The organism is Microbacterium sp. P26 (assembly GCF_023712585.1).
GTDB lineage: Bacteria > Actinomycetota > Actinomycetes > Actinomycetales > Microbacteriaceae > Microbacterium > Microbacterium algihabitans_A.
Map to the genome: position 1 here is coordinate 38,474 of NZ_JAMAXZ010000007.1, position 26,534 is coordinate 65,007.

Sequence of the window (26,534 nt, forward strand, 5' to 3'; positions counted from 1 at the left end):
GGGTCGGGTCGGCGGGTTTGGCGTGGGCCTGGGGTATCGGGTAGAGTTGGGCCAAGCCAAAGACCGTCGGTTATCGGAGTGCTCGCATTCCGATCGAAGCGTCTGCCGAGAAGCAGAGGACCTACGCAGGTAAACGAAACTCTTCCGAGCTCCGTGCGCCTGCGCCGGAGCTCTTCTTTTTTGTCCAGACCCCGGTGTCTTCGGCCGGCGCCCCGCCATCGCGGAGCGCCTCGTTCACACAAGGAGTGGCCATGGCGCAGAAGGATGCATCGGTCGCCGAGCTCACGAAGAACTTCGAGAGCTCGACCGCCGTTCTGCTGACCGAGTACCGCGGTCTGACGGTTGCCCAGCTCAAGCAGCTGCGCAACGACATCCGTCAGGACGCGGATTACGCCGTGGTGAAGAACACGCTGACCAAGATCGCCGCGGCTAACGCGGGGGTCACGGGACTGGACGACGAGCTCAAGGGCCCGTCTGCCATCGCGTTCGTGCACGGTGACCCTGTCGCCGTCGCGAAGAGCCTGCGTGCCTTCGCCAAGGCTAACCCTCAGCTCGTGGTGAAGGGCGGCTACTTCGATGGCGCCGCTCTGACCGCGGATGAGGTCAACAAGCTCGCCGATCTCGAAAGCCGTGAAGTCCTGCTGGCGAAGCTCGCCGGTGCGATGAAGGCGACGATGACCAAGGCGGCATACGTCTTCCAGGCGCTTCCGTCGAAGGCCGTTCGCACGGTCGACGCGCTGCGCGAGAAGCAGGACACCGCGGCCTGACCCGGCCCCGGATGATTAACCCGATCAAGGAGATACAACATGGCTAAGCTCAGCACCGAAGAGCTGCTCGACGCGTTCAAGGAGCTCACCCTCATCGAGCTCTCCGAGTTCGTCAAGGCGTTCGAGGAGACCTTCGACGTCACCGCTGCCGCCCCCGTGGCCGTTGCCGGTCCCGCCGCCGGTGGCGCTGCCCCCGCCGAAGAGGTCGAGGAGAAGGACTCGTTCGACGTCGTCCTCGAGGCCGCCGGTGACAAGAAGATCCAGGTCATCAAGGTCGTCCGCGAGCTCACCTCGCTCGGCCTCGGCGAGGCCAAGGCCGTCGTCGATGGCGCTCCCAAGGCCGTGCTCGAGGGCGCGAACAAGGAGACCGCCGAGAAGGCCAAGGCTTCGCTCGAAGAGGCCGGCGCCACGGTGACCCTGAAGTAATAACGCTTCACGGTCGCGGTAACGCGATTCACACGAAGGCCCGGATGCCACGGCATCCGGGCCTTCGTCGTTTCGTCTGCAGGGCCCGAGTTGCCACGGCATCCGGGCCTTCGTCGTTTCATCTTCGGGGCCCGAGTTGCCACGGCATCCGGGGCTTGGCGGTTCCAGGTCGGGGCCTCGGAACGGAGTTCACGCAACCGAAACCTGTGAGTCTGGGAAAAGGGTACGCGGATCGTTTACGGTCGTTGAGAACCCCCGTCGATCCCCCCACGCGACGTCGTTCCGCCGTTCGTCGCTTTCTGGAGACCCATGCCTTCCGATGTGTCGCGCGTGCCCGCACGCCGTTTCACGACCGTCCTGAGTGCCGCCCTCGGCGCGGCTCTGCTCGGTTCCGCCCTCGCTCCGCTCCCCGCCTTCGCGGCCGACGGCCCCCGGGTGGTGATCAACGAGGCCTACCTGAAGGGCGGGAGCGCGAACGCGCCGTTCACGCAGAAGTTCGTCGAGCTCTACAACGCCGGCGACACCGCGCAAGACCTGAGTGGGTGGTCGCTGCAGTACCGCTCGGCTTCCAGTGAGAGCGCGCCGACCGGTGCGAACACGCAGAGCCTGACCGGCTCGATCGCCGCCGGCGGGTACTACCTCATCGCCCTCCCCGGCAACGGCGCCAACGGCGCGGCCCTGCCCGCCGCCGACCTCGCGAGCACGGGGCTGAACCCCTCGGGGACGAACGGCCAGCTGTTCCTCGCCGACGTGGCGGAGTCGCTCGCCCTTCCCGCCGGCTCGGTCGACGACGACCGCGTCGTCGACTTCCTCGGCTACGGCTCGGCGGTCGGCTTCGAGACGGCGGCGGCGACGGTCGACGGGGGCAACTCCGTGCCGAACTCGCTCGTGCGTTCGGGTTTCGTCGACACCGACGACAACTCCGCCGACTTCACCAACGCCACGACCGTCACGCCCCAGGGTTCTGCCGGCGGCACCCCCGCTCCCGAGCCCGAGCCCGACCCCGAGCCGACCGAGGAGCCCTCGGCTCCGGCTCCCGGTGTCGTCACGCCCATCCGCGAGATCCAGGGCACGGGCGCCACGACGCCGCTCGACGGCACGACCGTCACGACCCGCGGCATCGTCACCGCCGCCTACCCCACGGGCGGCTACAACGGGTTCTTCTTGCAGACCCCGGGGACCGGCGGAGCGGTCGACGCCGCGACCCACACGGCATCCGACGCGATCTTCGTCTACGGCTCGGCCGCGACGGCGCTCGTCGCGCAGGGTGACTACGTCGAGGTGACCGGGACGGCGGGCGAGTTCTCCGGACAGACCCAGATCACCGCGGATGCCGCTGCGGTCAGCGTCCTCACCGAGGACGCCGACGCCGTGTCGCCGGCCGAGATCGGCTGGCCCCAGACCGATGAGGAGCGCGAGCGCTTCGAGGGGATGCTGCTGGCGCCTCAGGGCGACTTCACCGTCACCAATTCCTACAGCACCAACCAGTACGCCGAGGTCGGTCTCGCCGCCGGGACCACGCCGCTGCGCACCCCCACAGACGTCGCGCGTCCCGCGACCCCCGAGTACGTGGCGGCGGTCGCCGACAACAACGCCCGCGCCGTGGTGCTCGACGACGGGGCGTCGATCAACTTCCTGAACGACGCGAACAAGGGCATTCCGCTGCCCTACGTCTCGCTCACCGACCCGGTGCGCGTGGGGGCGCCGGTGACGTTCACACAGCCGGTCGTCCTCGATTACCGCAACAACGCGTGGAAGTTCCAGCCGACCCAGCAGCTCACGGTCGACAACGCCTCGACGGTGCAGCCCGCGACCTTCGCGAACACCCGCACCTCGGCTCCCGAGCCGGTCGGCGGCAGCGTGAAGATCTCGAGCTTCAACGTGCTGAACTACTTCACCACCACCGCCGAGAGCGTCGGGTGCACCTCGACCTACGACGACCGCGACGGCAACCCCATCACGGCCGACACGTGCCCCGCCCCCGGTCCTCGCGGTGCCGCGAACGCCGAGAACCTCGAGCGTCAGCAGGCGAAGATCGTCGCTGCGATCAACGGTCTGGGCGCCGACGTCGTCTCGCTCGAGGAGATCGAGAACTCGGCCCAGTTCGGCAAGGACCGCGACGCCGCACTGTCGACGCTGGTCGACGCCCTCAACGACGCCCTCGGAGCCGACGACTGGGCCTTCGTGCCCTCGCCCGCCGCCGTGCCCGCGTCGGAGGACGTCATCCGCACGGCCTTCATCTACAAGAAGGCCGTGGTGACCACGGTGGGCGACAGCGTGATCCTCGACGACGCGGCCTTCGCCAACGCCCGCCAGCCGCTCGCCCAGGCCTTCGCGCCGGTCGACGACGAGGGCGCGAAGATGCTCGCGATCGTCAACCACTTCAAGTCGAAGGGCGACAGCCGCCCCGCCGCCACCGGCGACAACGCCAACGGCGTGCAGGGTGCCTTCAACGGCGACCGCGTGCGACAGGCCGAAGCGCTCGGCGCCTTCGCCGAGGAGCGCTCCGCCCAGGTCGACACCGACGAGGTGTTCCTGCTCGGAGACTTCAACTCCTACACGCAGGAGGACCCGATCGAGACGCTGCGCTCGTTCGGCTACGAGCCGCTGGAAGCGGGCACGGGCAAGTACTCGTACTCGTTCAGCGGGCAGTCCGGGTCGCTCGACCACGTGCTCGCGTCGCCCTCGGCGCGCGACCTCGTGACCGGCGTCGACGTGTGGAACATCAACGCCGTCGAGGCCCTCGCCCTGGAGTACAGCCGCTACAACTACAACGCGCTGAACTTCTACGACGCCTCGCCCTACCGGTCCAGTGACCACGACCCCGTCGTCGTGGGGGTCGACCTGTCGTCGACCACCGAGCTCAACCTTCTCAACATCAACGACTTCCACGGGCGCATCGACGCCAACACCGTGAAGTTCGCGGGCACGATCGAGCAGCTGCGTGCGGAGAGGGGTGACGACAAGACGCTGTTCCTCTCCAACGGCGACAACATCGGCGCCTCGCTGTTCGCGTCGTCGAACACCGGTGACAAGCCGACGATCGACGTGCTGAACGCGCTCGATCTCGCGGCATCCGGAGTCGGAAACCACGAATTCGACAAGGGCGCCGACGACCTGCTCGGGCGCGTCTCCGACCTCGCCGACTTCGAGTACCTCGGAGCGAACGTCTACCGCGACGGTCAGCCGATGCTCCCCGGCTACGAGATCCTCGAGGTCGACGGTCTGCGCGTCGGTGTGATCGGCGCCGTCACCGAGGAGACGGCTTCGCTCGTCACCCCGAGCGGCATCGAGGGCGTCGAATTCCGCGAGCCGGTGGCCGAGGTCAACCGCGTGGTCGACGAGATCCGCGACCAGGTCGACGTCATCGTCGCCGAGTACCACGAGGGTGCCAGCGCGAGCGCGTCGGCGGGCGAGTCTCTCGAGGAGGCCGTCGCCGAGGGCGGCGCCTTCGCGCGGATCGTGACCGAGACGGATGCCGATGTGGATGCGATCTTCACCGGTCACACCCACGAGGAGTACGTGTGGGAGGCACCGATCCCCGGTGGTGAGGGCACGCGTCCGATCCTCCAGACCGGCAGCTACGGCGCCAACATCGGCCAGATCGTGCTCGACGTCGACCGCGAGAGCGGCGAGGTCGTCGGCCACACCGCCCGTAACGTCCCGCGTCTGGCGGCCGAGGCCGTCGAGGACGACCCCGAGAAGACCGCCGAGAACAGCGCGGCGCTGGACGCCGAGCTGATCGCGACCTACCCGCGCGTCGCCGAGGTCGACGGCATCGTCGACGCCGCGCTGGCCGAGGCCGACCGCGTCGGTTCGCAGCCGGTCGGTTCGGTGACGGCCGACATCACCACCGCGTTCACCGGCGGCGCCTACGTCGACGGTGTGTACACCGGTGGCTCGCGCGACGACCGCTCGAGCGCCTCGGCGTTGGGCGGCCTGGTCGCCGATGCGCTGCGCACGACGCTCGCCGACCCCGACCGCGGCGGTGCCGACATCGCCCTGGTGAACCCGGGTGGGCTGCGCGCCGAGCTGCTGCGGGGCGACGACGGAGTGATCACGTTCGCCGAGGCCAACGCGGTCCTGCCGTTCGTGAACAACCTCGGCACGACGACGTTGACCGGCGACCAGCTGCGCCGCCTGCTCGAGCAGCAGTGGGGCGACGAGGCCGGCCGTGCCGCGACGCTCGCGCTCGGGGTGTCCGAGAACGTCCGCTACACCTACGACGCGTCGCTCCCCGCGGGCGAGCGCATCACGGGCATCTGGATCGACGGGGCGGCCGTCACCCCCGAGGCCGAGTACCGGGTGGGCACGTTCAGCTTCCTGCTGCAGGGCGGTGACGCCTTCTCGGTGTTCACCGAGGGCGCCGACACGCGCGACTCCGGCCTCATCGACCGCGACGGCTGGATCGCCTACCTGCAGGCCAACCCGGCGCTCACGCCCGACTTCGCCGCTCGTGCGGTGCAGGTGACGGGGGCTCCGGCCGAGGTGCAGCGCGGGGGTGAGATCAGCTTCGGCGTCTCGAAGCTCGACCTGACCTCGCTAGGCAGCCCCCTCACCACCGAGCTCACCGCGACCGTCGGCTCCGCGGCCCCGGTCACGGTGCCCGTGGTCGACGGCGCGGCTCAGGTGTCGTTGACCGTGCCGTCTGATGCGGGCGAGTCCCTCGAGGTGGTCCTCACCACCGCGACGGGGACGACGGTGACGGTGCCCGTGCGGGTGACGGACGCCGCGGTCGACCCGGGCACCCCGGGACAGCCCGGCACGCCCGGCGAGCCGGGGCAGCCCGCCGGTCCGGGAACCCCGGGACAGCCCGGCGCGCTGCCGCTGACCGGTACCGACACCGCCTGGATGGGTGCCGGCGTGCTCGCCGCGCTCGCTCTGCTGGGTCTCGGCATCGCCGTTCGCCGACGCGCGACGCGCAACGCCGACTGACCTCGAGTCGAACGAAGACCCCGGATGCCGCGGCATCCGGGGTCTTCGTCGTTGCGGGGCCGGTCGTTCGGGCCGGGGTGGCTCAGACCGGTCGCGGGGGAGCGGTGGAGGCGCGCACCACGAGACGGGTCTCGGCGGGCGTGCGCCACGGCGGCTGGCTGGTGCCCTCGATCATCGACAGCAGGAGGCGGGTTGCCTCGACGCCCTGGGCCTCGGGGAACTGCTCGACGGTGGTGAGCGAGAACATCTCGGCGTAGTCGTGGCCGTCGATGCCGACCACGCTCAATTCGGTCGGTACCGAGATGCCCATCCTGCGCGCGGCGATGATGACGCCGATCGCGACCTCGTCGCACGCGGCGACCACCCCGGTGGGACGCGTCGCCGTGTCGGCGAGGAACGACACCGCCGCCGCGTACGCGTCGGTGATGGTGAGCGTCGCGGGCACGCTGCGGATGCGCACGGCCAGGCCGTGGTCGTTCATGGTGTTGCGGTAGCCGATCGAGCGTTCGTCGACGTCTTTCGCGGGCGCATCGGTCGAGGGGGTGCTGCCGACGAAGGCGATGTCGGTGTGGCCGAGCGCGATCAGGTGCTCGGTGATGTTGCGCGTGATCGCGACGTTGTCGAGGCCGAGGGTGGGGACGCCCGTCAGCGGGTTGCCGATGCTGACGACGGGTTTGCCGATGTTGGCGAGACGTTCGAGATCGGCGTCGTCGGGCTCGAGGGCCGCGGCGATGATGCCGTCGAACCGCTTTCTGGCGAGGTAGGTCGAGTACAGCGTCTCGCGATCGTCCGACCCGGGCTCCGCGACGTACAGGGTGACGTCGTAGCCGAGGGGGATGAGGGTGCGTTCGACGCCCTCGACGATCGATCCGAAGTACCAGCGGTTGACCTTCGGCACGATCAGGGCGATCGTGCGCGTGCGTCCGGTGGCGAGGCTCACGGCGCTCGTCGAGGGCACGTAGCCGAGGGATTCCGCGGCGTCCGCGACGCGTCGGCGCGTGCTGTCGGAGACGTAGCCGCCGCCCGTGAGAGCACGGCTCGCGGTCGATTTCGACACCCCGGCGAGGCGTGCCACATCGGCGATTCCGCTCATGCGTGATCTTTCTTCCCGTGGTCGACGTCCGTGTCGACGTCGAAGAAGCGTATCCGAGATCGACCCAAACTGGAACCGGTTTCGCGTCTTCTCCCGGCCGCAATTCCGCGGATTCTCGGGAGTTATCTGTTCGTGATGTGGGACCGGTTGCAACTCTTCGGGTTTGCATCTACGGTTGCCTGGAATCGGTTCCTGACAGGATCCGATGCACCACTGAACTCAAAGAGGAGAGATCACATGGGTATGTCACAGCGGTATCGCCTGCTGGCTCCCGTCGGGCTGCTGGCGGTCGGAGCGATCGCCCTCGCAGGCTGCGCCGAAGGTGACAGCAGCGGCGGCAGCGGCAGCGGCTCGGGAGGCGACACGACCGTCCGCATCTCCGGCGGCATCACCGGTACCGAGGCCGACGCGCTGAACCAGAGCTTCGAGCAGTTCACCAAGGACACCGGCATCAAGGTCGTCTACACCGGCGACAAGAGCTTCGAGGGCAACATCGTCACGAAGGTGTCCGGTGGCGACGCCCCCGACATCGCGATCGTCCCGCAGCCCGGTCTGCTCAAGACCCTCATCGGCACCGGTGACGTCCAGAAGGCGTCCGACACCGTGTCGAAGAACGTCGACCAGTACTGGGGCGAGGACTGGAAGTCCTACGGCACCCAGGACGGCGAGTTCTACGCCGCCCCGATGCTCGCCAACCTCAAGGGCTACGTCTGGTACTCGCCGGCGAAGTTCAAGGAGTGGGGCGTCGAGGTTCCCAAGACCTTCGACGAGCTCATGACCCTGACGCAGACCATCCAGCAGAAGACCGGTGCCGCCCCGTGGTGCGCCGGCTTCGCCTCCGACGCCGCGTCGGGCTGGCCGGGCACCGACTGGATCGAGGACATGGTCCTGCGCCAGTCCGGCCCCGACGTCTACGACCAGTGGGTCGCCAACGAGGTCAAGTTCACCGACCCCCAGATCAAGGAAGCCTTCGACGCGGTCGGCAACATCCTGCTCAACCCCTCGTACGTCAACGCCGGTTTCGGTGACGTCAAGAGCATCAACTCGACCGCGTTCGCCGACGTGGCCGCGAAGGTCGCCGACGGCAGCTGCCCGATGACGCACCAGGCGTCGTTCCTCTCGGCCAACTTCCTCACCGTGAAGACCGCGGCCGGCGCGACCCCGACGATCGCCCCCGACGGCGACGTCTACGCGTTCCTGCTCCCGGGCGTCAAGGAAGGCGAGCTGGCGGTCGAGGGTGGCGGCGAGTTCGTCGCGACCTTCTCCGACAACGAGGCCGTCCAGAAGGTCGCCGAGTTCATGTCGACCCCCGACTTCGCCAACGCTCGCGTGAAGCTCGGCGGCGTCATCTCCGCGAACAAGGGTGCCGACCCGTCGCTCGCCTCCAGCGAGTTCCTCACCGAGGCGATGAAGACGCTGCAGGACCCGAACACCACGCTCCGCTTCGACGCGTCCGACCTCATGCCGGCCACCGTCGGCTCGGGCTCGTTCTGGAAGGGCATGGTCAGCTGGATCGACGGCACGCCCACCGACCAGGTGCTGAGCGACATCCAGGCCGGTTACGACAACTGACCCTGGACGATCAACCGGTGGGCCGTCCGCGACGCGGGCGGCCCACCGGGTCCATACTTCTCATCCGCCCTGTTGCTAACGGGCACTCATCGATGAGCACGAAGGCGTGTTCGGGAGGGACGTCATGACCGACATCAAGAACGCGGAGACGGCGCCGGCGGCGTCGCCACCGCCGCGTGGCGGAGAGGCCCGTGCATCGCGCGGAACTCCGGCCACGAGACGGACCACGACGATCGTGGTCCTCGTGGGCCTCATCCTCGCGGTGGCGCTCTTCCTGTTCATGGTGACGCGCGCTCCCGCCGACACCAAGCCGACCACTCTCGGCTTCTCCCTCAACAGCTTCTTCATCTGGCTGGGCGGCCTGAGCCCCCTCGTGCAGATCCCGCTCGTCATCGTCGTGTTCGGCGTGGTGGTGGCCCTCCTGCTGCTGCTCATCGAGTACGCCCCGCGCGCGGGCAAGGGATACTTCTGGCTCCGCCTGATCGCGTGCTTCGCGATCCCGGTGCTGGCCTTCATGCTGCTGCGCCCGTACCAGAACGCGGTCGTCTACGTGCTCGGCATCGCCGTGCTCCTGGGCGCGATCCTCTTCTACGCCGACTACCGCTCGCGCCAGGGCGCCGGCTACCTGTTCCAGCTCATCCTCTTCGCGGCACCGGCGGCGATCCTCCTGCTGATCGGCCTGGTCTACCCGGCCATCACGACGTTCTTCCAGTCGTTCTTCGACAAGACGGGCGACAACTTCGTCGGCCTCGACAACTACATCTGGACCTTCACGAACCCCGAGGGCTTCTGGTCGGTCATCAACACCCTCATCTGGGTGCTGCTGGCCCCGACCATCGCCACCGCCATCGGTCTCGCCTACGCCGTCTTCATCGACCGGGCCGCCGGCGAGAAGTACCTCAAGGTGCTCATCTTCATGCCGTTCGCGATCTCGTTCGTCGGCGCCGGAATCATCTGGAAGTTCGTCTACGACTTCCGCCAGGGCGACCAGCTCGGCGTCCTGAACGCGATCGTCACGGCGTTCGGCGGTCAGCCGATCTCGTGGCTGTCGGCGGCGCCGCTGGTGAACACCCTTCTGCTGGTCGTGGTCTTCATCTGGAGCCAGACGGGTCTGGCCATGGTGATCCTGTCCGCGGCCATCAAGGCCGTTCCGCCGGAGCAGAACGAGGCCGCCGAGCTCGACGGAGCGAGCGCCTGGGAGCGCTTCATCAACGTCACCGTCCCCGGCATCCGTTCGTCGCTCATCGTCGTGCTGACCACCATCGCGATCGGTGCGCTGAAGATCTACGACATCGTCGCCGTCATGACCGGTGGACGTAACGACTCGACCGTCCTCGCCTTCGAGATGGTCAACCAGCAGCAGCGATTCCAGAGCTACGGGCACTCCGCAGCCCTGGCCGTGGTGCTGTTCATCTTCGTGCTGCCGCTGATCATCTTCAACGTGCGCCAGATCCGGAAGCAGAGGGAAGTGCGATGACCACCTCCACCGTGGTGATCGAGCCCACCACCGACAACCGCTCGGCCCGTCAGGTCGCCCGCGACACGCGCAAGCACGAGGCCATGGCGCGCAAGCGCCTCACCTCGAAGGGCGCGACGATCGCGGCGATCGTGATCGCCTTCTTCTGGACGATCCCGACGTTCGGTCTGTTCATCACGTCGTTCCGTCCGGGTTCCGACACGCAGTCCACCGGCTGGTGGACCGTGTTCGTCGACCCGGCGTTCACACTCGACAACTACCGTCTCGCGCTGACCTCGGGCGGAACCGCCCTGACGCTGGCGCAGTCGTTCGTGAACTCGCTGGCGATCACGATCCCGGTCGTGCTGTTCGCTCTCGCGGTCGCCTCGCTCATCGCGTACGCGTTCGCGTGGATCGACTTCAAGGGTCGCAACTTCTTCTTCATCTTCATCTTCGCGCTGCAGATCGTGCCCCTGCAGATGGCCCTCGTGCCCCTGCTGAGCCTGTTCTCGCGCGGGCTGACGATCAACGAGGTCACGATCTTCCCGGGCTTCGACCTGCGCGGGGTGGAGCACAGCTTCGCCACCGTGTGGATCGCGCACGTGATCTTCGCGATGCCGCTGGCGATCTTCCTGCTGCACAACTTCATCGCCGAGATCCCGGCCGAGGTCATCGAGGCCGCACGCGTCGACGGCGCCGGTCACGGGCAGATCTTCTTCCGCTTGATCCTCCCGCTCGCGGCCCCCGCGCTCGCGTCGTTCGCGGTGCTGGAGTTCATCTGGGTGTGGAACGACCTGCTGGTGGCGACGATCTTCGCGCCATCGTCTTCTCTGCCGTTGACGCAATCGCTGAACTCGCTGTCGGGCACCTGGGGCGACCAGTGGTTCCTGCAGTCCGCGGGCACGTTCATCTCGATCCTCGTGCCGCTGATCGTGTTCTTCCTGCTGCAGCGCTTCTTCGTGCGCGGCCTGCTGGCCGGAGCGACGAAGGGCTGAGCCCGTCACGACCGAAGGGGCGCGGCATCCGCATGGGTGTCGCGCCCCTTCGTCGTTCGCGGCGGTCGGTGGGTGGCGGGGTGCGCCGGGTGGCGGGGTGCCCGGGTGGCGGGGCCGTTCGGCCGCGGGCGCGCGCATGAACGGCATCCGCTCGCATGAAGGCGAGGAGAGAGCGTCTACGTGAGTGGATCGCGTTCACGGGCGGAGTAGGGCGGATGCCGCGGGGCTCGGGCGGTCCGGATCGCGAGGCGCGGCGCGCCGGGGGCGGTCAGGCGCTGCAGCCGAGGCGCGACTGAATGTCGCGCATCGCGTCGAGCTCGGCCGATTGGCCGGTGACGATCGCGCCGGCGACCTCTTTGACGCGGGGGTCGCTGCCGAGCTCGATGACGGCCTGCGCCATGGGGATCGCCCCCTCGTGGTGGCGGATCATGAGCTGCAGGAACAGGCAGTCGGCGGGCTGGCCCTCGGCGCTGCGGAGCTCGTCGAGCTGCGCGTCGGTCGCCATGCCCATCTCATCGAGCAGCTGCTGCTCGGTGAGCGTGGCGGTGTCGCCGTGACTGTGCTCGCCCGACTTCTCCATCCACGTCATGAGCGGCTGCGACGACGACTGGGGGAGCCCCCATTCGACGAGCCACCCGTACATCTCGCCGCGCTGGCCCGACTGGGCGGTGGCGATGTCGTACGAGAGGCTGCGCAGCTCGTCGTCGGAGGTCTTGCGGTAGATCTCCATCGCCATGAGCACCGCCTGCGTGTGGTGCACCTGCATGTCGCGTGCGAAGCCGGCATCCGCCGACGTGTCGGAGGGATGCGCGGGCGTGGCGGTCGCGCCGAACGCCGTGAAGCGTCCGATCGCGAACGCCACGGCCACGATCGCCACGACGACCAGTGCGACGACGGCCCACCGGACGGCGGGGCGCGCGACCGGGGTGTCGTCGGTCATCAGGCCCGGCCCGGGCCGTTCACTCCACCGGAGCACGCGGCGTTCGGCTCGGGGGCGTTCTGGCTGCGCCAGAACTCGGTGAAGAACTCCGAGATGCGCGGGTCGGACGGGTCGTCGACCTTCAGCTGGTGGTTCCACGCGCTGACCGCGACGGGGGTGTCCATGCCGGGGTAGGGCGAGAGCAGGGCGTAGCTCGAGGGCATGACGGCCTTGAGGGCGTCGATGCCTGCCGCGTCGACGCGCTCGGGGTCGTAGGTGATCCAGATGGCGCCGTGCTCCATGGAGTGCACCGCGTTCTCGTTCTGCTGGGGCTCGGTGTAGACACCGCAGTTCAGCCAGATCGGGTTGTGGGGGCCACCCGCGGGAGGGGTCTGCTCGTAGGTGACGGTGCCCTGCACGTGATCGGAGCGGTTCTCGAACGTCTGCACGCCGTCGATCTCGCGGCCGGTGCTGTTGCCCGCCTGGTAGCTGGTGGGGGGAGCGGGGGCGAACGCGAACGAGGCGACGACCAGGCCGATCACCACGATGGCCGCGGTGGAGCCGACGACCCACCACACGAGCTTCCCGCGCTTGCGCTTCGCGACCTGCTTCTGGTACTCCGCGAGCTTCTCCTGGCGCTTCTGCTCGCGCTGCTGCTTCACGGTGAGGTCGATCTGCGCCTGTTTAGCCGGGTTTCCGCTGGCACGTTTGTCGGAGGAAGAGGTCATGCGCTGTGTCGTCTCTCTGGTGGGCGGGACGCATCGGCAGCCGCCGACGGGTCCATTTTATTCGGGTGAATGAGCTGACGGCCTGGGAGGAACCCGCGAGCCCGGATGGTGGCGCAGGGGGTCTGCGCGCTAGTATGAACGAAGTCGAATCGATTCGAGGTTCGATATTCCCCCAAACTTTCTCAGCCCGACCCGTTCGGGCTGTCCGTGCTGCGAAACGAAACCCCCCGTGCTCGATACTGCTTCCGTTCCCGTCGTCTCCTCCGACTCCCGCTCCGCGCAGACGCACACCGGCGCCATTCGCGCGCTCGGCAAGAACCCCGCCACCGCGCCGATCGTGCTGCACCCGGGAGACGCCATCCCGTCGTCGCGCCGCCTGCTCTACATCATCGTGCTCGGTGCGCTGACGGCCCTCGGGCCCTTCACGATCGACCTGTACCTGCCGGCGTTCCCCACCCTCGAGGCCGACTTCCAGACCACCGCGGCCGCGATCCAGCTCACGCTGACCGGCACGATGATCGGCTTCGCACTCGGCCAGCTGATCGTCGGCCCCCTCAGCGACAAGGTCGGTCGCCGCATCCCCCTGCTGTCGGTGACCGCCCTCCACGTCGTCGCGAGCGTGTTCGCCGCTCTCGCCCCGACGCTCGAGACTCTCTCGATCGCGCGCGTGCTCATGGGTGCCGGAGCCGCTGCGGGCGGCGTCGTCGCCGCGGCGATCATCCGCGACCTGTTCGGCGGAAAGCGTCTCGTCGTGATGCTCTCGCGCATGGCGATGGTGTCGGGCGTCGCCCCGGTGCTCGCCCCGCTCGCCGGCTCCGCCCTGCTGCTGGTCATGCCGTGGCGCGGCATCTTCGTGGTGCTCGCCGTCTACGGCGCGGTCATGCTGGTCTCGGCCATCCTGTTCATCCCCGAGACGCTTCCGGCCGCCCGTCGTGGGGGCCCTGGCTCGACCACCGTGTGGCAGCGCTACGGCAGCGTCTTCCGCGACCGCGTCTTCATCGGCGTGCTCGTCATCGGCGCGATGACCTTCTCGGGCCTGTTCTCGTACCTGTCGGCGTCGTCGTTCCTGTTCCAGGTGTCGTACGGCTTCAACGCCCAGCAGTACGGCGTGCTGTTCGCGGCCAACTCGATCGGCGTCGTCGTGGGCGTGCAGATCGCCTCGCGTCTGGCGGCGCGCTTCGGGCCGCAGTGGGTGCTGGCCGTCTCGACGTCGGTGCTCGTGGTCGCCGGTGGGGCGATCGTGCTGACCGACCAGCTGGGGCTCGGCCTGTGGGGCACGATCATTCCGCTGTTCTTCTTCATGACCGCCTGCGGATTCACCTTCCCCTGCGCCCAGGTGCTGGCCCTCGATCGACACGGCAAGGCGGCCGGCACGGCGCAGTCGATCATCGGCGCGGCGAACTTCGGCATCGCCGGCATCATCTCGCCGCTGGTCGGACTGCTGTCGGTCGGCTCGGGCATCACCGCCACGACCATGGCCTCGGTCATGCTGGGCTGCGCGGTCATCGGCGTGCTCTCGCTGTGGCTGCTGGTGCGCCCGCGCACCGTCGAGCGTCTCGCGCCGTAACTTTCGGCTCCGTGGGAGCGCACACAGTAGCAGAATGGCCCCCGCTCGCCCCGCGCCGACGGGGGCCATTCCCTCGGTGGCGCCGACCCGGCATCATGAGGCGATGGATGCCACAGCGACTCAGGACGTGCTCGACACGCGCCCGCAGCGCTTCCGCGCCACCGTCGGCATCGTGCTCGTCGCTCTGGCGTGCGGTCTGGGCGCGTGGGTGTTCTTCCGCGGCCCCAGCCCCTTCGCGATCGACACGTGGTGGAACCAGCTCTTCGCCGCGGCCCCGTCGCAGCCGGTGTACGTCTTCGCGATCTTCATGGACACCGTCGGCGGCCATCTCACGGCGGTGGTCATCGTTCCGCTGCTGGGCGCGGCCGCGTTGTTCCTGTCGCGACGACGATGGTCGGCGCTGTACTTCTTGAGCGCCTCGGTCGGCAGCGCACTGCTGGTGCAGGCGCTCAAGCACACGTTCGGGCGCGCGCGCCCGCAGGACATCCTCATCCTCAGCGACTTCGGCTCGTTCCCCTCGGGGCACGCGGCAAATGCGGCGACGATCGCCGTGGTGGCGGCGGTGCTGTTCCCGAAGGTGTGGGTGCGCATCGTCGGCGTCGCGTGGGTCGTGCTCATGGCGTTCAGCCGCACGTACCTGCACGCGCACTGGCTCTCCGACACCGTGGGCGGCGCCCTGGTCGGCGCCGGGGCCGCGCTGATCCTGGCCGCGGCGTTCTCGCGCCTGCGTGCCCGCGACGAGGACCGACTGGCCATCAGACGCGCGCGCAAGGCGGATGCCGAGGGCGCGACCTCGTCGTAGGCTGACGCGCATGAGCGAGCCCGGTGTCGTGCCCTCCGATCCGACCGCAGCCGATGCCGAGCTGGCGCGACTTCGCGCCGAGGCGGAGGCCGCCGAAGCCGAAGTGAGGCTCGCGCGGGCGCGCGCGGAACTCGCCGCGGCCGAAGCCGCCGCCGCACGGGCCCGATCCGCGTCGGAGCCCCAGTCGACGGATGCCGCGAACAGGGCCTCCGACACCGTGGCGGCATCCGACTCCGAGAACCCACCGGTGTCAACCGGCGGCGCGCCCACCGCGGCGACGCCCGCCGCCCCCGCGGAACCCGCGTTGCCCGCCGCGACCGAAACCGCCGCGGCGCCCCTGACCCCTGCGGCATCCGCACCCCCCGCGGCATCCGGAACCCTCTCGCCCGACGCACCCCTGAGCGAGGCGCAGGTCGCCGGCATCGCCGCCGGGTACGCCGGAACCGGCGCGGCGCTCGATCTCGGCGTGCTCGTGAACGGGGGACCGGTGCCCGCCGTTCCCGTGCGCATTCCGCTCGCCATGACGAACCGCCACGGCCTCGTCGCCGGCGCTACCGGCACGGGCAAGACCCGCACCCTGCAGCTGCTCGCCGAACAGCTGTCGGAGAACGGGGTGCCGGTGTTCGCCGCCGACATCAAGGGCGATCTGTCGGGGCTGGCCGCCGCGGGGACTCCGAGCGAGAAGCTCAGCGCGCGCACCGCCGCCCTCGGGCAGGACTGGTCGGCGCGGGCGTTCCCCGTGGAGTTCTTCGCGCTCGGCGACGACGTGGGTTCGGGCATCCCCGTGCGCGCCACGGTGTCGGGCTTCGGCCCGCTGCTGCTCAGCCGCGTGCTCGGACTCAACGCGACGCAGGAGTCGAGCCTGGGGCTCGTGTTCCACTACGCCGATCAGAAGGGGCTCGCCCTCGTCGACCTGTCCGACCTGCGGGCGGTGCTGACCTTCCTGACCGGCGACGAGGGAAAGGCTGAGCTGAAGGGCATCGGCGGCTTGTCGGCGGCGACCGCGGGCGTGATCCTGCGCGAGCTCGTCGCGTTCTCGGCCGCCGGGGCCGAGACCTTCTTCGGCGAGCCCGAGCTCGACGTGTCGATCTTCCTGCGCACCGACGCCTCGGGCGCGGGCATCGTGAGCCTGCTCGAGGTGCCGAACGTCGCCGCCCGCCCCGAGCTGTACTCCACGTTCCTGATGTACCTGCTCGCGGAGCTTTACGAGGTGCTGCCCGAGGTGGGCGACGTCGACAAGCCGAAGCTGGTGTTCTTCTTCGACGAGGCGCACCTGCTCTTCCGCGACGCGTCGAAGGCGTTCCTCGAGGCGATCACGCAGACCGTGCGGCTCATCCGCTCGAAGGGCGTGGGCGTCTTCTTCGTCACGCAGACGCCGAAGGATGTGCCCGGAGACGTGCTCGCGCAGCTCGGCTCGCGGGTGCAGCACGCCCTGCGCGCCTTCACCCCCGACGACGCCACCGCGCTGCGCGCCTCCGTGCGCACCTACCCCGACTCGGGCTACGACCTCGAGCGGGTGCTGCAGGAGCTCGGTACGGGCGAGGCCATCATCACCGTGATGAGCGAGCGGGGGGCACCCACCCCTGTCGCGTGGACGCGCATCTTCGCACCGCGAGCTTCGATGTCGCCGATCGCCGCGGAGGCGATGGCGGCGACCGTGACGGCATCCGCCCTCTTCTCGACCTACGGCACGCCCATCGACCGCGAGTCGGCTCGCGAGATCCTGGGCGCGCGCATGCAGGCGGCGGCCGAGGCGCGCGAGGCGGAGGAACGCGCCAAGAAGGAAGCAGCCGACGCCGCCGAATACGCCAAGCAGAAGGCCGCGATCGACAAGGCCAACGCCGAGGCGCAGAAGAAGGCGCAGCGGGAGTACGACCGCATCCTGAAGTCGACGGCCGCCCCGCGCAGCCGCACGAGCGCCCCCGCCGCGGGGCTCGACGGCCTGCTCGGTCGCGGGGCCACGAAGAGCATCGTGAACGGCGTCATCCGCGGCCTGTTCGGCAACAGTCGGAGGCGCTGACCCCGCGAACGTGGAAGGGGGCGGATGCCGAGATGTTCGGCATCCGCCCCCCTCACGTCACCGCTACGAACGGCGGATCGCCAGCGGCATGGTCGAGGTGTCGAGGAAGGGGTCTTCGTCCTGTCCCTCGACGAGGGCCTCGGCCTCGGCCGGCGTCTCGACCGTGGGCAGCGAGCCGAGAAGCGGACGCTTGGCCGTCTCGCTCATCGCCAGGAGCGCGACGAGCCCGAGTGCGGCGAAGAACATGATGTAGAACGCCGGCATGAGGGTGTTGCCGGTGAGGTCGATCAGCGCCTGGCTGAACAGCGGCGTCGTGCCGCCGAAGAGCGAGACGGCGATGTTGTAGGCCACGGCCATCGCCCCGAAGCGCGAGGCCGTGGGGAAGAGCGCCGGCAGCGCGGATGCCGAGATGGCGACGTAGAACGCCACCGGCACGGCCGCGAGGCACAGCGCGATCATGACGGCCCACAGCTCGCCGATCTGCATGATGAGGAACGCCGGCACCAGCAGTACCAGGGCCGAGCCCGCGGCGATCGCGTACACGGGCTTGCGGCCGATGCGGTCGCTCAACCGCCCGATGAGCGGGAGGGCGGCCGACATCACCAGCAGCACGGGAACCGTCGCCACCGCCGCCGTGATGTTCGAGACGCCGACCTCCTTCTCGAGGTAGGTGGGCATGTAACTCGTGAGGGCGTAGCCGGCGGTGTTGGTCGCGGCCACGAGCGCGATGCCGATCAGCAGCGCCTTCCAGTGGTGGCGGACGATGCCGACGAGGCCCTGCCGGGCCATGGGGTCGCTCGCATCGATCTCGGTCGATCCGCCCTGCTCGAAGGCGGGCGTCTCGGGGATGCGCAGGCGGAAGTAGATCGCCACGATGCCGAGCGGGATGGCGAGCAGGAACGGGATGCGCCAGCCGTAGTCGATCATCGCGTTCTCGCCCGAGATCGACGTGGTGATCGCGGTGGTGATCGCGACGGCCGAGGCGCCGGCGGCGAAGCCGACATAGGAGCCCACGTCGAGCCACGACGACCAGAAGCCGCGGCGCTTGTCGGGGGAGAACTCCGAGACGTAGGTCGTGGCCCCGGCGTACTCGCCGCCGGTGGAGAAGCCCTGGATCATCTTCAGCAGGTAGAGCGGGATGATCGCCCAGAGCCCGATCTGGGCCGAGGTGGGCAGGAGGCCGATCAGCGCGGTCGCCGACGCCATCATGGCCATCGTCAGGAACAGCACCTTCTGTCGGCCGATGCGGTCACCGAGGGGGCCGAGCACGAACCCGCCGAACGGGCGGACCAGGAACGAGATCGCGAAACCGAGGAGGGTGACGAGTAGGCCCCACGGGGCGGGGACGTCGGAGGCGAAGACCGCCGTCAGCGTCACGGCGAGGTAGCCGTAGATCCCGAAGTCGAACCACTCCATGAAGTTGCCGACCACGGTGCCGCCGATGGCGGTGCGGACGCGTTTGGTGTCGACGACGATGACGTCGTCGACCTCGAGCCGGGGGGCTCCGGATGCCGAGGGGGATTTCTCGTTCATCCTTCTACCGTTACCCCCATCGTGCTCGCGTTTCCAGTCCGGGCGTTGCGCCGGGCGATTTGCTAGCCGCCGGTTCCGAGGACTTCTCCGCGGGAGGTCAAGCCCCCGTCGATGTCGGAGGGGCGGCGTACCGTGACCGGCATGAGCGAGCTCTCCGCCCCCACCGGCCGCGAACCAGCCCTGGTCGCGCAGCCGCGGTCCGACGGGTCTGCACCCCTCGCCCTGGTCCTCGGGGCCACGGGCTATCTGGGCGGGCGGCTCGTGCCGCGGTTGCTCTCGGCGGGCTACCGGGTGAGGGTGCTCGCGCGCGACCCGCGCCGGGTAGGGGCCTTCCCCTGGGGCGACGACGTCGAGACGGCCGCGGGCGACGCGACCGACGCCCACGCCGTGCGCGCCGCGGTCGAGGGCGTCGACGTGCTCTACTACCTCATCCACTCCATGGGCAGCGCCCGCGACTTCGAGGCCACCGACCGGGTCGCGGCTCAGACCGTCGCCGACGCGGCCTCGGCGGCATCCGTCTCGCGCATCGTGTATCTCGGGGGGCTCCACCCCGATGACGCCACGCTCTCGGCCCACCTGCGCTCGCGCGTCGAGGTGGGGCAGATCCTGCTGCGTAGCGGCGTGCCCACCCTCGTGCTGCAGGCGGGTGTCGTGATCGGCTCGGGCTCGGCCTCGTTCGAGATGGTGCGCCACCTCACCGACGTGCTGCCCTACATGCCCGCGCCCAAGTGGGTGCGCAACCACATCCAGCCGATCGCGGTGCGCGACGTGCTGCACTACTTGCTCGGCGCTGCCCGCGTCGCCCCGAACGTCAACCGCGCCGTCGACATCGGCGGTCCCGACGTGCTGCGCTACGGCCAGATGATGAACGGCTACGCCATGGAGGCGGGGCTGCCGCAGCGCGCGATCGCGTCGCTGCCGGTGCTCACGCCGCGCCTCGCCTCGCACTGGGTGAATCTCGTCACCCCGATCCCGAAGGCGATTGCGCGTCCTCTCGTCGAGTCGCTGCAGAACGACTGCGTGGTCAAAGACCGCGCGATCGACGACCTCGTACCGCGCCCCGAGGGCGGGCTCATGCCCTACCGCGAGGCCGTGCGCCGCGCGCTCGGGCGCGTGAACGACGACGCGATCGAGACCAGCTGGCAGGATGCCGAGGTGTCGGGCGCCCCGAGCGACCCGCTGCCCAGCGACCCGGAGTGGTCGGGTCGGCTGGTGTACACCGACATCCGCTCGATGACGACGAAGGCGAGCTCGGCTCAGCTGTGGTCGGTGATCGAGGGGATCGGCGGCGAGAACGGGTGGTACTCCTCGCCGCTGCTGTGGGCGATCCGCGGCTGGATGGACCGCCTCGTCGGTGGCGTGGGCCTCGCCCGCGGCCGGCGCAGCCGCTCGGTCGTGACGGTGGGTGACGCGCTCGACTTCTGGCGCGTCGAAGCCATCGAGCCCGGTCACCTGCTGCGTCTGCGCGCCGAGATGAAGGTGCCGGGCGGGGCCTGGCTCGAGCTGCGCGCCACCCCCGAGGGCGAGGGGGCGCGCTTCGACCAGCGCGCTCTGTTCTTCCCGACCGGGCTCGCGGGGCGGCTCTACTGGCTGTCGGTGCTGCCGTTCCACGGGCTGATCTTCAGCGGCATGGCCCGGCGCATCACCGCCGCCGCCGAGCACGTGCAGCGCGAAGACCTCGAGCCGAAGTCGAAGGCCGGGCGAATCGCGCCGGAGATCGCCGAGGTCGAGACGACCGCGGCACCGTCGGCCTAGGCTGAGCCGCGTGCCTCATCACGCTCGCGTCCTGACCGTCTCGGACCGCTCCGCCGCAGGGCTACGTGAAGACCGCGGAGGACCACTCGCGGTGTCGTTGCTGCGTGAGGCGGGGTTCGACTGCGACGACGCGGTCGTCGTGCCCGATGGGGCCGACAGCGTCGAGACCGCGCTGCGTGCACTGGTGGCGGCGGGGCCGGGGCTCGTCGTCACGACCGGCGGCACGGGCATCGCCCCCACCGACCGCACGCCCGAGGGCACGGCACGCGTGGTCGACCGCGAGATCCCCGGCATCGCCGAGGAATTGCGCCGACGGGGCCTCGCCGACACCCCGATGGCCGTCATCTCGCGGGGTCTCGCGGGGATCGTCGACCCCGGCACCCTGATCGTCAACCTCCCCGGGTCGACCCGCGCCGTGGCATCCGGGATCGCCGTCATCGCCGAGCTCGCCCCCCACGTGCTCGACCAGCTCGCCGGAGGAGACCACGCATGAGCGCCGTCCGCATCGCCCGCCTGTCCGAGACGCCCCTCGACCTCGACGTCCACCTCGACGCGGTCGAGGACTCGTCGTCGGGAGCGGTCACCACCTTCGTCGGACGCGTGCGCGACATCGACCCCGACGCCTCTGGCGCGGTGGTCGCTCTCGAGTACAGCGCGCACCCCGACGCCGCGCAGACCCTGCACCGCATCGCCGAGAACGCGGCCGCCGGCACCGACGCGATCGTGGCCGTCAGCCACCGCGTGGGCCGGCTTGGGGTGGGGGAGGCCGCGGTCGTGATCGCCGTGGCATCCGGTCACCGCGCCGAGGCGTTCGAGGTGTGCCGCACCGTGATCGAGACGATCAAGACCGACCTGCCCGTGTGGAAACGACAGGTCGAGGCCGACGGGACGACGGAGTGGAAGGGCCTGGGCGGCTAGCTCGCCTCCGCGAACGTCAACGGCGCGAGAGCGTCGCGACGATCGGTCGGTGATCGCTCCCGGCGTCGTCGAAGTCGGTGCGGACCTCGAAGGAGCGCACCTCCCACGCCGACCCGACGAGCACGTGGTCGATCGGCGCGGCGAGACCCGTCGGCAGGCGCACGGGCCACGTGCCGAGCGCGGCCGCTCCCGCTTGGGCGGCGGCATCCCGGCATCCGCCCACCGTGCCCCCGCCTTCACCGAGGCCCGCGAGGTGGTCGAGGGTCGAGTTCAGGTCGCCCGCGACGATGACATCGGGGCCCGCGCACTGCGCCGCGACCCAGTCCATCCCCTCCGTCCACTCCGTCATGATGAGCGGCAACGGTGGCAGCGGATGCGCGGCGACGATCGTCGGCCCGTCTCCGCCGACGGGGCGGTACACCCCGCTCGGAACTCCCGGCGTCGAGCCGGCCGACTCGTCGAGGGCGTACGGCCCCATCGACGTGGCCAGCAGGAGCGATGTCGGAATGGGGTCGTCGCCCGGATCGGCTTCTCGCGTGACCGCTGTCATGGCGATGCCGTCGCCGGCCAGGATGTCGACGACGGCCGCCGCCGCCACGGCATCCGTCTCGGGGAGGACGACCACGTCGGCGCCCGTCTCGCGCACCAGCCGCGCGATGCCGTCGGGTGAGGCGCCGCCGCCGTAGGTGTTCCACGCGGCCACGACGACATCGCCGTCGGCAGTCGATCCGCCGAAGCCGCGAGTCAGCAGTACCGCGCCGTTGCCGAGGGATGCCGCCGCGAGCACGATCGCGAGCGCCGCAGACACGGCCCACCGACGTCGGAGCACGGCGACGAGCCCGGCGATGGCCGCGAGCACGGCGAACGCCAGCGCGAGAGGTCCGCGGAACGGGATGAGCTGCGCGACCACCTGCAGCCGCTGCGCACCGACGAGTTGCGGCCACACCGCGATCACGGCGAGAGCCGCACCGAGGACGAGCGTGACGAAGAAGGCCGTGCGGCGGGCGGTCGACATGCGGCCAGTAAAACAGGGCGCGGTGCCGCTTCCCTGCAAGGAAGGATGGCGGCGGGCGGGCGAGGGAGTCCGCGGGCTCAGCCGCCGGCGAAGGGCGGGAGCACGTCGACGTGCGTGACGCCCGCGAGCGGGGCGTCGTCGTCGTGGCGGGTGCCGTCGACGAGCACGGCGCAGCGATCCAGGATCTCGCCGAGAGCGGGGTGGTCGGCGACGACGGCTTCGCGCAGCGCTGTCAGAGACTGTTCGGCGCGGTCCTCGGCATCCGTTCCCGCCGCCTCCGCCGCGGCGGCGAAGTAGCGCACGCGGACGCTCATGCGTCTTCTCCCGGACGCATCCAGTCGCCCGACTTGCCGCCGGTCTTCGACACGATGCGCACGTTCTCGATGACCGTGGCCTTGTCCATGCCCTTCACCATGTCGACGATCGCGAGGGCGGCGACCGAGACGCTCGTGAGCGCCTCCATCTCGACGCCCGTGCGGTCGGCGGTGCCGACGGTGGCTTCGATCTCGACGCCGTCGTCGGTGATCTCGAGGTCGACCGAGGCGCGGTGCACCCCGATCACGTGCGCGAGGGGGAGGAGCGCGGGAGTGGACTTCGCGGCCTGGATGCCGGCGATGCGGGCCACCGCGAGCACATCGCCCTTCGGAGCCGTGCCGTCGCGGAGGGCGGCGACCACCTCGGGAGCGCAGCGCACGAATCCGCGCGCCGTGGCGGTGCGGACGGTGGGCTGCTTGAGGGTGACGTCGACCATGCGGGCGTGGCCCGCGGCATCCAGGTGGGTGAAGGTCATGGAATCAGCATGACATCGAGCGGGTCGCCCACCGACACGGTGGACACCTCGGCGGGGACGATCGCGAACGCTTCGGCGCGCGCGAGAGAGGCGGCCAGGTGCGAACCCGATCCGCCCGCGGTGGCCGGGCGCACGGTGCCGGCCACCAGGTCGATCACCGCGGGGAGGTACTGGCGACGGCCGGGCGGGGTGTTCCAGGTTTCGGATGCCGTGAGCCGGGCGATGCGCCGATCGATCGCGGTGCGGCCCTGCAGGGCGAGAAGGGCGGGGCGTACGAACACCTCGAACGACACCGCGACGCTCACCGGGTTGCCGGGGAGGCCGAAGACGAGCCGGCCGTCGTCGAGCGCGCCGAAGGCCTGCGGCTTGCCGGGCTGCATCGCGACCCTCTCGAAGGCGATGCGCCCCTCGAGAGCCTGGCGCACGGGCTCGTAGGCCCCCGCGCTCACGCCCCCGCTGAAGACGATCACGTCGACGTCGGCCGCGTGCTCGAGCAGGGCATGGATCGCGTTCGCGTCGTCCTGCAGCGACGAGACGACCGTCACGTCGGCGTCGGCGTCGGCGACCAGGCCGGCCAGCAGCGTCGAGTTGGAGTCGGGGGTCTGGCCGCGCCCCGGCACCACGCCGGGGGCGACGAGCTCGCTGCCGGTCGACACGACGGCGACCCGCGGGCGGCGGTGCACCTCGAGCTCGGCCACACCCGCCGCGGCGGCCGCGGCCAGCGCGAACGGCCCCAGGCGCTCGCCTGCCGACAGGACGACCTCTCCCGCGCGGGTGTCGCCGCCGCGGCGTCGGATGAAGGCTCCGGATGCCGCGGGGGCCCGCCGCACCTCGATGGTTCCCAGCGAGTCGGCGAGGCCCCCCGCGGTGTCTTCGAACGGCACGATCGCGTGGGCGTCGGTGGGGACGGGCGCGCCCGTCATGATGCGCACCGCCTCGCCCGCGCCGAACGATGGGTCGTCGGACGACCCGGCCGGCAGATCGGCGACGACGCGCAGGGTCACCGGGTTCTCGGCATCCGCCCCCTCGACGTCGGCGAGGCGCACCGCGAAACCGTCCATCGAGGAGTTGTCGAAGCCCGGCAGGTCGTGGGCGGCGCGCACGGGGGCGGCGAGCGTGCGGCCGGCCGCATCGGCGAGGCGCACGCTTTCGACGGGCAGCACGGTGACGGTGTCGAGCACGCGCGCGCGGTGCTCCTCGACGGTGAGCAGCGGGGTCATCGGGGCCTCCGGGGTCAGGACGAAACGGCGGGGCGGGCGGCGGGCGAGAGCGGGATCACATCGTGGCGGGCACGCAGGGCGTCGATCACGACGAGCCGGCCGAGCAAGGGGTCGCCCGCGCCGGTGACCAGCTTGATCGCCTCGGTGGCCAGCATGCCGCCGACCTGCACGCACAGCGATCCGAGCACGCCGACCTGGGCGCACGTGGGTGGTTCGCCCGCCGAGCCCGTCGGGAAGAGGTCGCCGAGCACGACCGGCGCGTGCCCCTCGGGCGGGGCCGACCAGAACACCGTCACCTGCGCGGCCCACTCCTGCACGGCACCCCAGACGAGGGGGATGCCGAGGCCCTCGGTCGCGGCGGCGACGGCCTCGCGCGTGTCGAAGGTGTCGCTGCCGTCGATGACGAGATGCGCGCCCGCGAAGAGCTCGGAGGCATTGTCGGAGGTCAGTCGTACCGTTCGTTCGTGGACGACGGTGAGGGGCGACAGATCACGCACGGCGCGCGCGGCGGAGGTCGTCTTGGCGGTGCCGATGTCGGTGATGCGGTGCGCCAGCTGGCGCTGCAGGTTGGTGCGCTCGACGGTGTCGTCGTCGATGATCACGAGTTCGCCGACGCCGGCCGCGGCCAGCGCGAGCAGCACGGGGGAGCCGAGACCGCCGGCTCCGACGACCGCGACGCGCGCTGCCGCGAGGCGGCGCTGGCCCTCTTCGCCGATGGCGGCGAGCACGGCGTGACGAGCGGTGCGGATGAGTTCTTCGGGGGCGAGCGAGGCCACCGGCTCGACCAGCGGCTTCATCCGCCGATCGCGCTCATCGTGCGCTCGGGCTGCACGAAGTCGGGGCGCGCGAGTCCCACGCGGTCGGAGCCGTGGGCGCGGGGCTTGGCCCACATGGCCTCCCGCCACACCTGCGCGATACCGGCATCGTCGGCGCCCGCGCGAAGGGTCGAGAGAAGGTCGGTCTCTTCGTGCGAGAAGAGGCACGAGCGCACCTTGCCGTCGGCGGTGACGCGGGTGCGCGTGCAGGCCGCGCAGAAGGGTTCGGTGACCGACGAGATGATGCCGATGTGTCCGGCGACGGCCGTTTCGCCGGGACGGCGGACCTCCCACCGTTCGGCGGGGGCGGCGCCGCGACCGCGCGGATCGGGGGCGAGCGAGAACGCCGTCTCGATCTCGGCGCGGATGTCGCGCGCGGCGATGACGTTCGTCGCCATCCACGAGCGGTCTCCGTCGAGGGGCATGTCTTCGATGAAGCGCATTTCGAAGCCGTTCGTCACGGCCCAGTCCACGAGCGAGACGATCTCGGTGTCGTTGATGCCGCGCAGGAGCACGGCGTTGATCTTGATGGGGCCGAGGCCGGCGGCGCGCGCGGCCTGGAGCCCCGCGAGCACCTTGTCGAGGTGCGGGCGGCGGGTGAGCTCGGCGAAGGTCTCGGGGTGCAGGGTGTCGAGCGAGACGTTGAGGCGGGTGAGTCCCGCGTCCTTCAGTGCCTGGGCACGGCGATCGAGACCCACGGCATTGGTCGTCATCGAGATCGGGAGGTCGGGGTTGTCTTCGCGGATGCCGGCGATGATGAACTCGAGGTCCTTGCGCACGAGGGGCTCACCGCCGGTGAGGCGCAGTTCCTCCGCACCGAGGGAGTGCACCGCGACGCGGACGATGCGCCGGATCTCGTCGGTCGACATCAACTGCGTCTGGGGGAGCCACGGCATCCCGTCGGCCGGCATGCAGTAGGTGCAACGCAGGTTGCACTTGTCGATGACCGAGACGCGCAGGTCGGTGGCGACGCGGCCGAAGCGGTCGAGCAGGCCGCCGTCTTGCGGGGCTCCGGTCGCGGCAAGGGCGGTGGCGCCTGGGGCGGAGGCCGGGGCTCCGGTCGAGGGGAGCGCGGTGGCCCCCGATGACGTCACGGTGGCGCCGAGGGCCACGGCCACCGGCCGTCGCGTCGGGGTCGCGTGCTCGGCATCCATGGGTCGAGCCTAGGTCAGTCCTGGTGGGGTCGGGCGGTGGGCCGGGAAGCCGCC

22 protein-coding genes are annotated in these 26,534 nt (G+C 70.3%); 12 read left to right on the top strand and 10 right to left on the bottom strand.

Annotated elements, in window-relative coordinates:
- The first annotated feature begins 251 nt into the window (after positions 1-251).
- From rplJ to M3667_RS13335, 3 genes are all read left to right on the top strand, one after another.
- On the top strand, positions 252-767 hold the full coding sequence (rplJ, locus tag M3667_RS13325; RefSeq protein ID WP_094735742.1) for a 50S ribosomal protein L10: 516 nt from the start codon (positions 252-254) through the stop codon (positions 765-767).
- A 39-nt stretch (positions 768-806) separates the two neighbouring features.
- On the top strand, positions 807-1,193 hold the full coding sequence (gene rplL / locus M3667_RS13330) for a 50S ribosomal protein L7/L12 (protein WP_251508684.1): 387 nt from the start codon (positions 807-809) through the stop codon (positions 1,191-1,193).
- Between the two features lie 309 nt (positions 1,194-1,502).
- Positions 1,503-6,128: an ExeM/NucH family extracellular endonuclease gene (locus tag M3667_RS13335; protein ID WP_251508686.1), complete on the top strand. Its 4,626-nt coding sequence runs from the start codon at positions 1,503-1,505 to the stop codon at positions 6,126-6,128.
- 82 nt (positions 6,129-6,210) lie between these two features.
- Here the strand turns inward: M3667_RS13335 and M3667_RS13340 are convergent, their stop codons facing one another.
- Positions 6,211-7,221, bottom strand: coding sequence for a LacI family DNA-binding transcriptional regulator (locus M3667_RS13340; RefSeq protein ID WP_251508688.1), 1,011 nt, complete (start codon positions 7,219-7,221; stop codon positions 6,211-6,213).
- A gap of 237 nt (positions 7,222-7,458) precedes the next feature.
- Between M3667_RS13340 and M3667_RS13345 the strand changes: the two genes are divergently transcribed.
- The 3 genes from M3667_RS13345 (at position 7,459) to M3667_RS13355 (ending at position 11,244) form a co-directional block, all read left to right on the top strand.
- Positions 7,459-8,793: an ABC transporter substrate-binding protein gene (locus tag M3667_RS13345; RefSeq protein ID WP_251508690.1), complete on the top strand. Its 1,335-nt coding sequence runs from the start codon at positions 7,459-7,461 to the stop codon at positions 8,791-8,793.
- A gap of 280 nt (positions 8,794-9,073) precedes the next feature.
- Positions 9,074-10,270, top strand: coding sequence for a carbohydrate ABC transporter permease (locus M3667_RS13350; RefSeq protein WP_251508972.1), 1,197 nt, complete (start codon positions 9,074-9,076; stop codon positions 10,268-10,270).
- Positions 10,267-11,244, top strand: a complete 978-nt coding sequence (locus M3667_RS13355) for a carbohydrate ABC transporter permease (protein ID WP_251508692.1) — start codon at positions 10,267-10,269, stop codon at positions 11,242-11,244. Before M3667_RS13350 ends, M3667_RS13355 begins: the two co-directional genes overlap by 4 nt.
- 268 nt (positions 11,245-11,512) lie before the next feature.
- On the opposite strand, the gene M3667_RS13360 is transcribed toward M3667_RS13355, so the two are convergent.
- Together M3667_RS13360 and M3667_RS13365 are read right to left on the bottom strand one after the other, a co-directional pair.
- Positions 11,513-12,184, bottom strand: coding sequence for a DUF305 domain-containing protein (locus M3667_RS13360; RefSeq protein ID WP_251508694.1), 672 nt, complete (start codon positions 12,182-12,184; stop codon positions 11,513-11,515).
- Positions 12,184-12,891: a DUF3105 domain-containing protein gene (locus M3667_RS13365; RefSeq protein WP_251508696.1), complete on the bottom strand. Its 708-nt coding sequence runs from the start codon at positions 12,889-12,891 to the stop codon at positions 12,184-12,186. Before M3667_RS13365 ends, M3667_RS13360 begins: the two co-directional genes overlap by 1 nt.
- A 229-nt stretch (positions 12,892-13,120) precedes the next feature.
- On the opposite strand from M3667_RS13365, the gene M3667_RS13370 reads away from it, so the two are divergent.
- From M3667_RS13370 to M3667_RS13380, 3 genes are all read left to right on the top strand, one after another.
- Positions 13,121-14,458, top strand: a complete 1,338-nt coding sequence (locus tag M3667_RS13370) for a multidrug effflux MFS transporter (protein WP_251508698.1) — start codon at positions 13,121-13,123, stop codon at positions 14,456-14,458.
- Positions 14,459-14,561: 103 nt separating this feature from the next.
- A complete protein-coding gene (locus M3667_RS13375) occupies positions 14,562-15,260 on the top strand; it encodes a phosphatase PAP2 family protein (RefSeq protein WP_251508700.1) in 699 nt (232 codons plus the stop codon).
- Between the two features lie 10 nt (positions 15,261-15,270).
- On the top strand, positions 15,271-17,280 hold the full coding sequence (locus M3667_RS13380; RefSeq protein ID WP_251508702.1) for a helicase HerA-like domain-containing protein: 2,010 nt from the start codon (positions 15,271-15,273) through the stop codon (positions 17,278-17,280).
- A 63-nt stretch (positions 17,281-17,343) separates the two neighbouring features.
- On the opposite strand, the gene M3667_RS13385 is transcribed toward M3667_RS13380, so the two are convergent.
- Positions 17,344-18,813, bottom strand: coding sequence for an MFS transporter (locus tag M3667_RS13385; RefSeq protein ID WP_154097368.1), 1,470 nt, complete (start codon positions 18,811-18,813; stop codon positions 17,344-17,346).
- 141 nt (positions 18,814-18,954) lie between these two features.
- On the opposite strand from M3667_RS13385, the gene M3667_RS13390 reads away from it, so the two are divergent.
- The 3 genes from M3667_RS13390 to M3667_RS13400 are packed head-to-tail and all read left to right on the top strand — an operon-like array spanning position 18,955 to position 21,486.
- On the top strand, positions 18,955-20,568 hold the full coding sequence (locus M3667_RS13390; protein WP_251508703.1) for an SDR family oxidoreductase: 1,614 nt from the start codon (positions 18,955-18,957) through the stop codon (positions 20,566-20,568).
- Between the two features lie 10 nt (positions 20,569-20,578).
- Positions 20,579-21,061 (top strand): MogA/MoaB family molybdenum cofactor biosynthesis protein, encoded by a 483-nt coding sequence (locus M3667_RS13395; RefSeq protein WP_251508705.1) that lies wholly within the window; start codon positions 20,579-20,581, stop codon positions 21,059-21,061.
- Entirely contained in the window at positions 21,058-21,486 is a 429-nt protein-coding gene (locus tag M3667_RS13400; RefSeq protein ID WP_251508706.1) for a molybdenum cofactor biosynthesis protein MoaE, read from the top strand. The genes M3667_RS13395 and M3667_RS13400 overlap by 4 nt, the downstream gene beginning before the upstream one ends.
- Before the next feature lie 16 nt (positions 21,487-21,502).
- Here the strand turns inward: M3667_RS13400 and M3667_RS13405 are convergent, their stop codons facing one another.
- The 6 genes from M3667_RS13405 to moaA all read right to left on the bottom strand — a co-directional run bounded on the left by M3667_RS13405 (position 21,503) and on the right by moaA (position 26,480).
- Entirely contained in the window at positions 21,503-22,501 is a 999-nt protein-coding gene (locus M3667_RS13405; RefSeq protein ID WP_251508707.1) for an endonuclease/exonuclease/phosphatase family protein, read from the bottom strand.
- 77 nt (positions 22,502-22,578) lie between these two features.
- Positions 22,579-22,815: a MoaD/ThiS family protein gene (locus M3667_RS13410; RefSeq protein ID WP_251508708.1), complete on the bottom strand. Its 237-nt coding sequence runs from the start codon at positions 22,813-22,815 to the stop codon at positions 22,579-22,581.
- Positions 22,812-23,291, bottom strand: a complete 480-nt coding sequence (gene moaC / locus M3667_RS13415) for a cyclic pyranopterin monophosphate synthase MoaC (protein ID WP_251508709.1) — start codon at positions 23,289-23,291, stop codon at positions 22,812-22,814. Before moaC ends, M3667_RS13410 begins: the two co-directional genes overlap by 4 nt.
- A complete protein-coding gene (glp, locus tag M3667_RS13420; RefSeq protein ID WP_251508710.1) occupies positions 23,288-24,511 on the bottom strand; it encodes a gephyrin-like molybdotransferase Glp in 1,224 nt (407 codons plus the stop codon). The genes moaC and glp overlap by 4 nt, the downstream gene beginning before the upstream one ends.
- Positions 24,512-24,525: 14 nt before the next feature.
- Positions 24,526-25,308, bottom strand: coding sequence for a HesA/MoeB/ThiF family protein (locus M3667_RS13425; RefSeq protein WP_251508711.1), 783 nt, complete (start codon positions 25,306-25,308; stop codon positions 24,526-24,528).
- A complete protein-coding gene (gene moaA / locus M3667_RS13430) occupies positions 25,305-26,480 on the bottom strand; it encodes a GTP 3',8-cyclase MoaA (RefSeq protein ID WP_251508712.1) in 1,176 nt (391 codons plus the stop codon). Before moaA ends, M3667_RS13425 begins: the two co-directional genes overlap by 4 nt.
- Between the last annotated feature and the right edge of the window lie 54 nt (positions 26,481-26,534).

Bases quoted from the DNA above. Each gene is read 5' to 3' on its own strand.
- M3667_RS13355 (WP_251508692.1), top strand. From the start codon at position 10,267: ATGACCACCTCCACCGTGGTGATCGAGCCCACCACCGACAACCGCTCG.
- M3667_RS13385 (WP_154097368.1), bottom strand. From the start codon at position 18,813: ATGAACGAGAAATCCCCCTCGGCATCCGGAGCCCCCCGGCTCGAGGTC.
- M3667_RS13360 (WP_251508694.1), bottom strand. From the start codon at position 12,184: ATGACCGACGACACCCCGGTCGCGCGCCCCGCCGTCCGGTGGGCCGTC.
- M3667_RS13380 (WP_251508702.1), top strand. From the start codon at position 15,271: ATGAGCGAGCCCGGTGTCGTGCCCTCCGATCCGACCGCAGCCGATGCC.
- M3667_RS13425 (WP_251508711.1), bottom strand. From the start codon at position 25,308: ATGAAGCCGCTGGTCGAGCCGGTGGCCTCGCTCGCCCCCGAAGAACTC.
- M3667_RS13340 (WP_251508688.1), bottom strand. From the start codon at position 7,221: ATGAGCGGAATCGCCGATGTGGCACGCCTCGCCGGGGTGTCGAAATCG.
- M3667_RS13365 (WP_251508696.1), bottom strand. From the start codon at position 12,891: ATGACCTCTTCCTCCGACAAACGTGCCAGCGGAAACCCGGCTAAACAG.
- M3667_RS13410 (WP_251508708.1), bottom strand. From the start codon at position 22,815: ATGAGCGTCCGCGTGCGCTACTTCGCCGCCGCGGCGGAGGCGGCGGGA.
- M3667_RS13335 (WP_251508686.1), top strand. From the start codon at position 1,503: ATGCCTTCCGATGTGTCGCGCGTGCCCGCACGCCGTTTCACGACCGTC.
- M3667_RS13400 (WP_251508706.1), top strand. From the start codon at position 21,058: ATGAGCGCCGTCCGCATCGCCCGCCTGTCCGAGACGCCCCTCGACCTC.
- moaC (WP_251508709.1), bottom strand. From the start codon at position 23,291: ATGACCTTCACCCACCTGGATGCCGCGGGCCACGCCCGCATGGTCGAC.
- rplJ (WP_094735742.1), top strand. From the start codon at position 252: ATGGCGCAGAAGGATGCATCGGTCGCCGAGCTCACGAAGAACTTCGAG.
- glp (WP_251508710.1), bottom strand. From the start codon at position 24,511: ATGACCCCGCTGCTCACCGTCGAGGAGCACCGCGCGCGCGTGCTCGAC.
- rplL (WP_251508684.1), top strand. From the start codon at position 807: ATGGCTAAGCTCAGCACCGAAGAGCTGCTCGACGCGTTCAAGGAGCTC.
- M3667_RS13390 (WP_251508703.1), top strand. From the start codon at position 18,955: ATGAGCGAGCTCTCCGCCCCCACCGGCCGCGAACCAGCCCTGGTCGCG.
- M3667_RS13405 (WP_251508707.1), bottom strand. From the start codon at position 22,501: ATGTCGACCGCCCGCCGCACGGCCTTCTTCGTCACGCTCGTCCTCGGT.
- M3667_RS13375 (WP_251508700.1), top strand. From the start codon at position 14,562: ATGGATGCCACAGCGACTCAGGACGTGCTCGACACGCGCCCGCAGCGC.
- moaA (WP_251508712.1), bottom strand. From the start codon at position 26,480: ATGGATGCCGAGCACGCGACCCCGACGCGACGGCCGGTGGCCGTGGCC.
- M3667_RS13345 (WP_251508690.1), top strand. From the start codon at position 7,459: ATGGGTATGTCACAGCGGTATCGCCTGCTGGCTCCCGTCGGGCTGCTG.
- M3667_RS13350 (WP_251508972.1), top strand. From the start codon at position 9,074: ATGGTGACGCGCGCTCCCGCCGACACCAAGCCGACCACTCTCGGCTTC.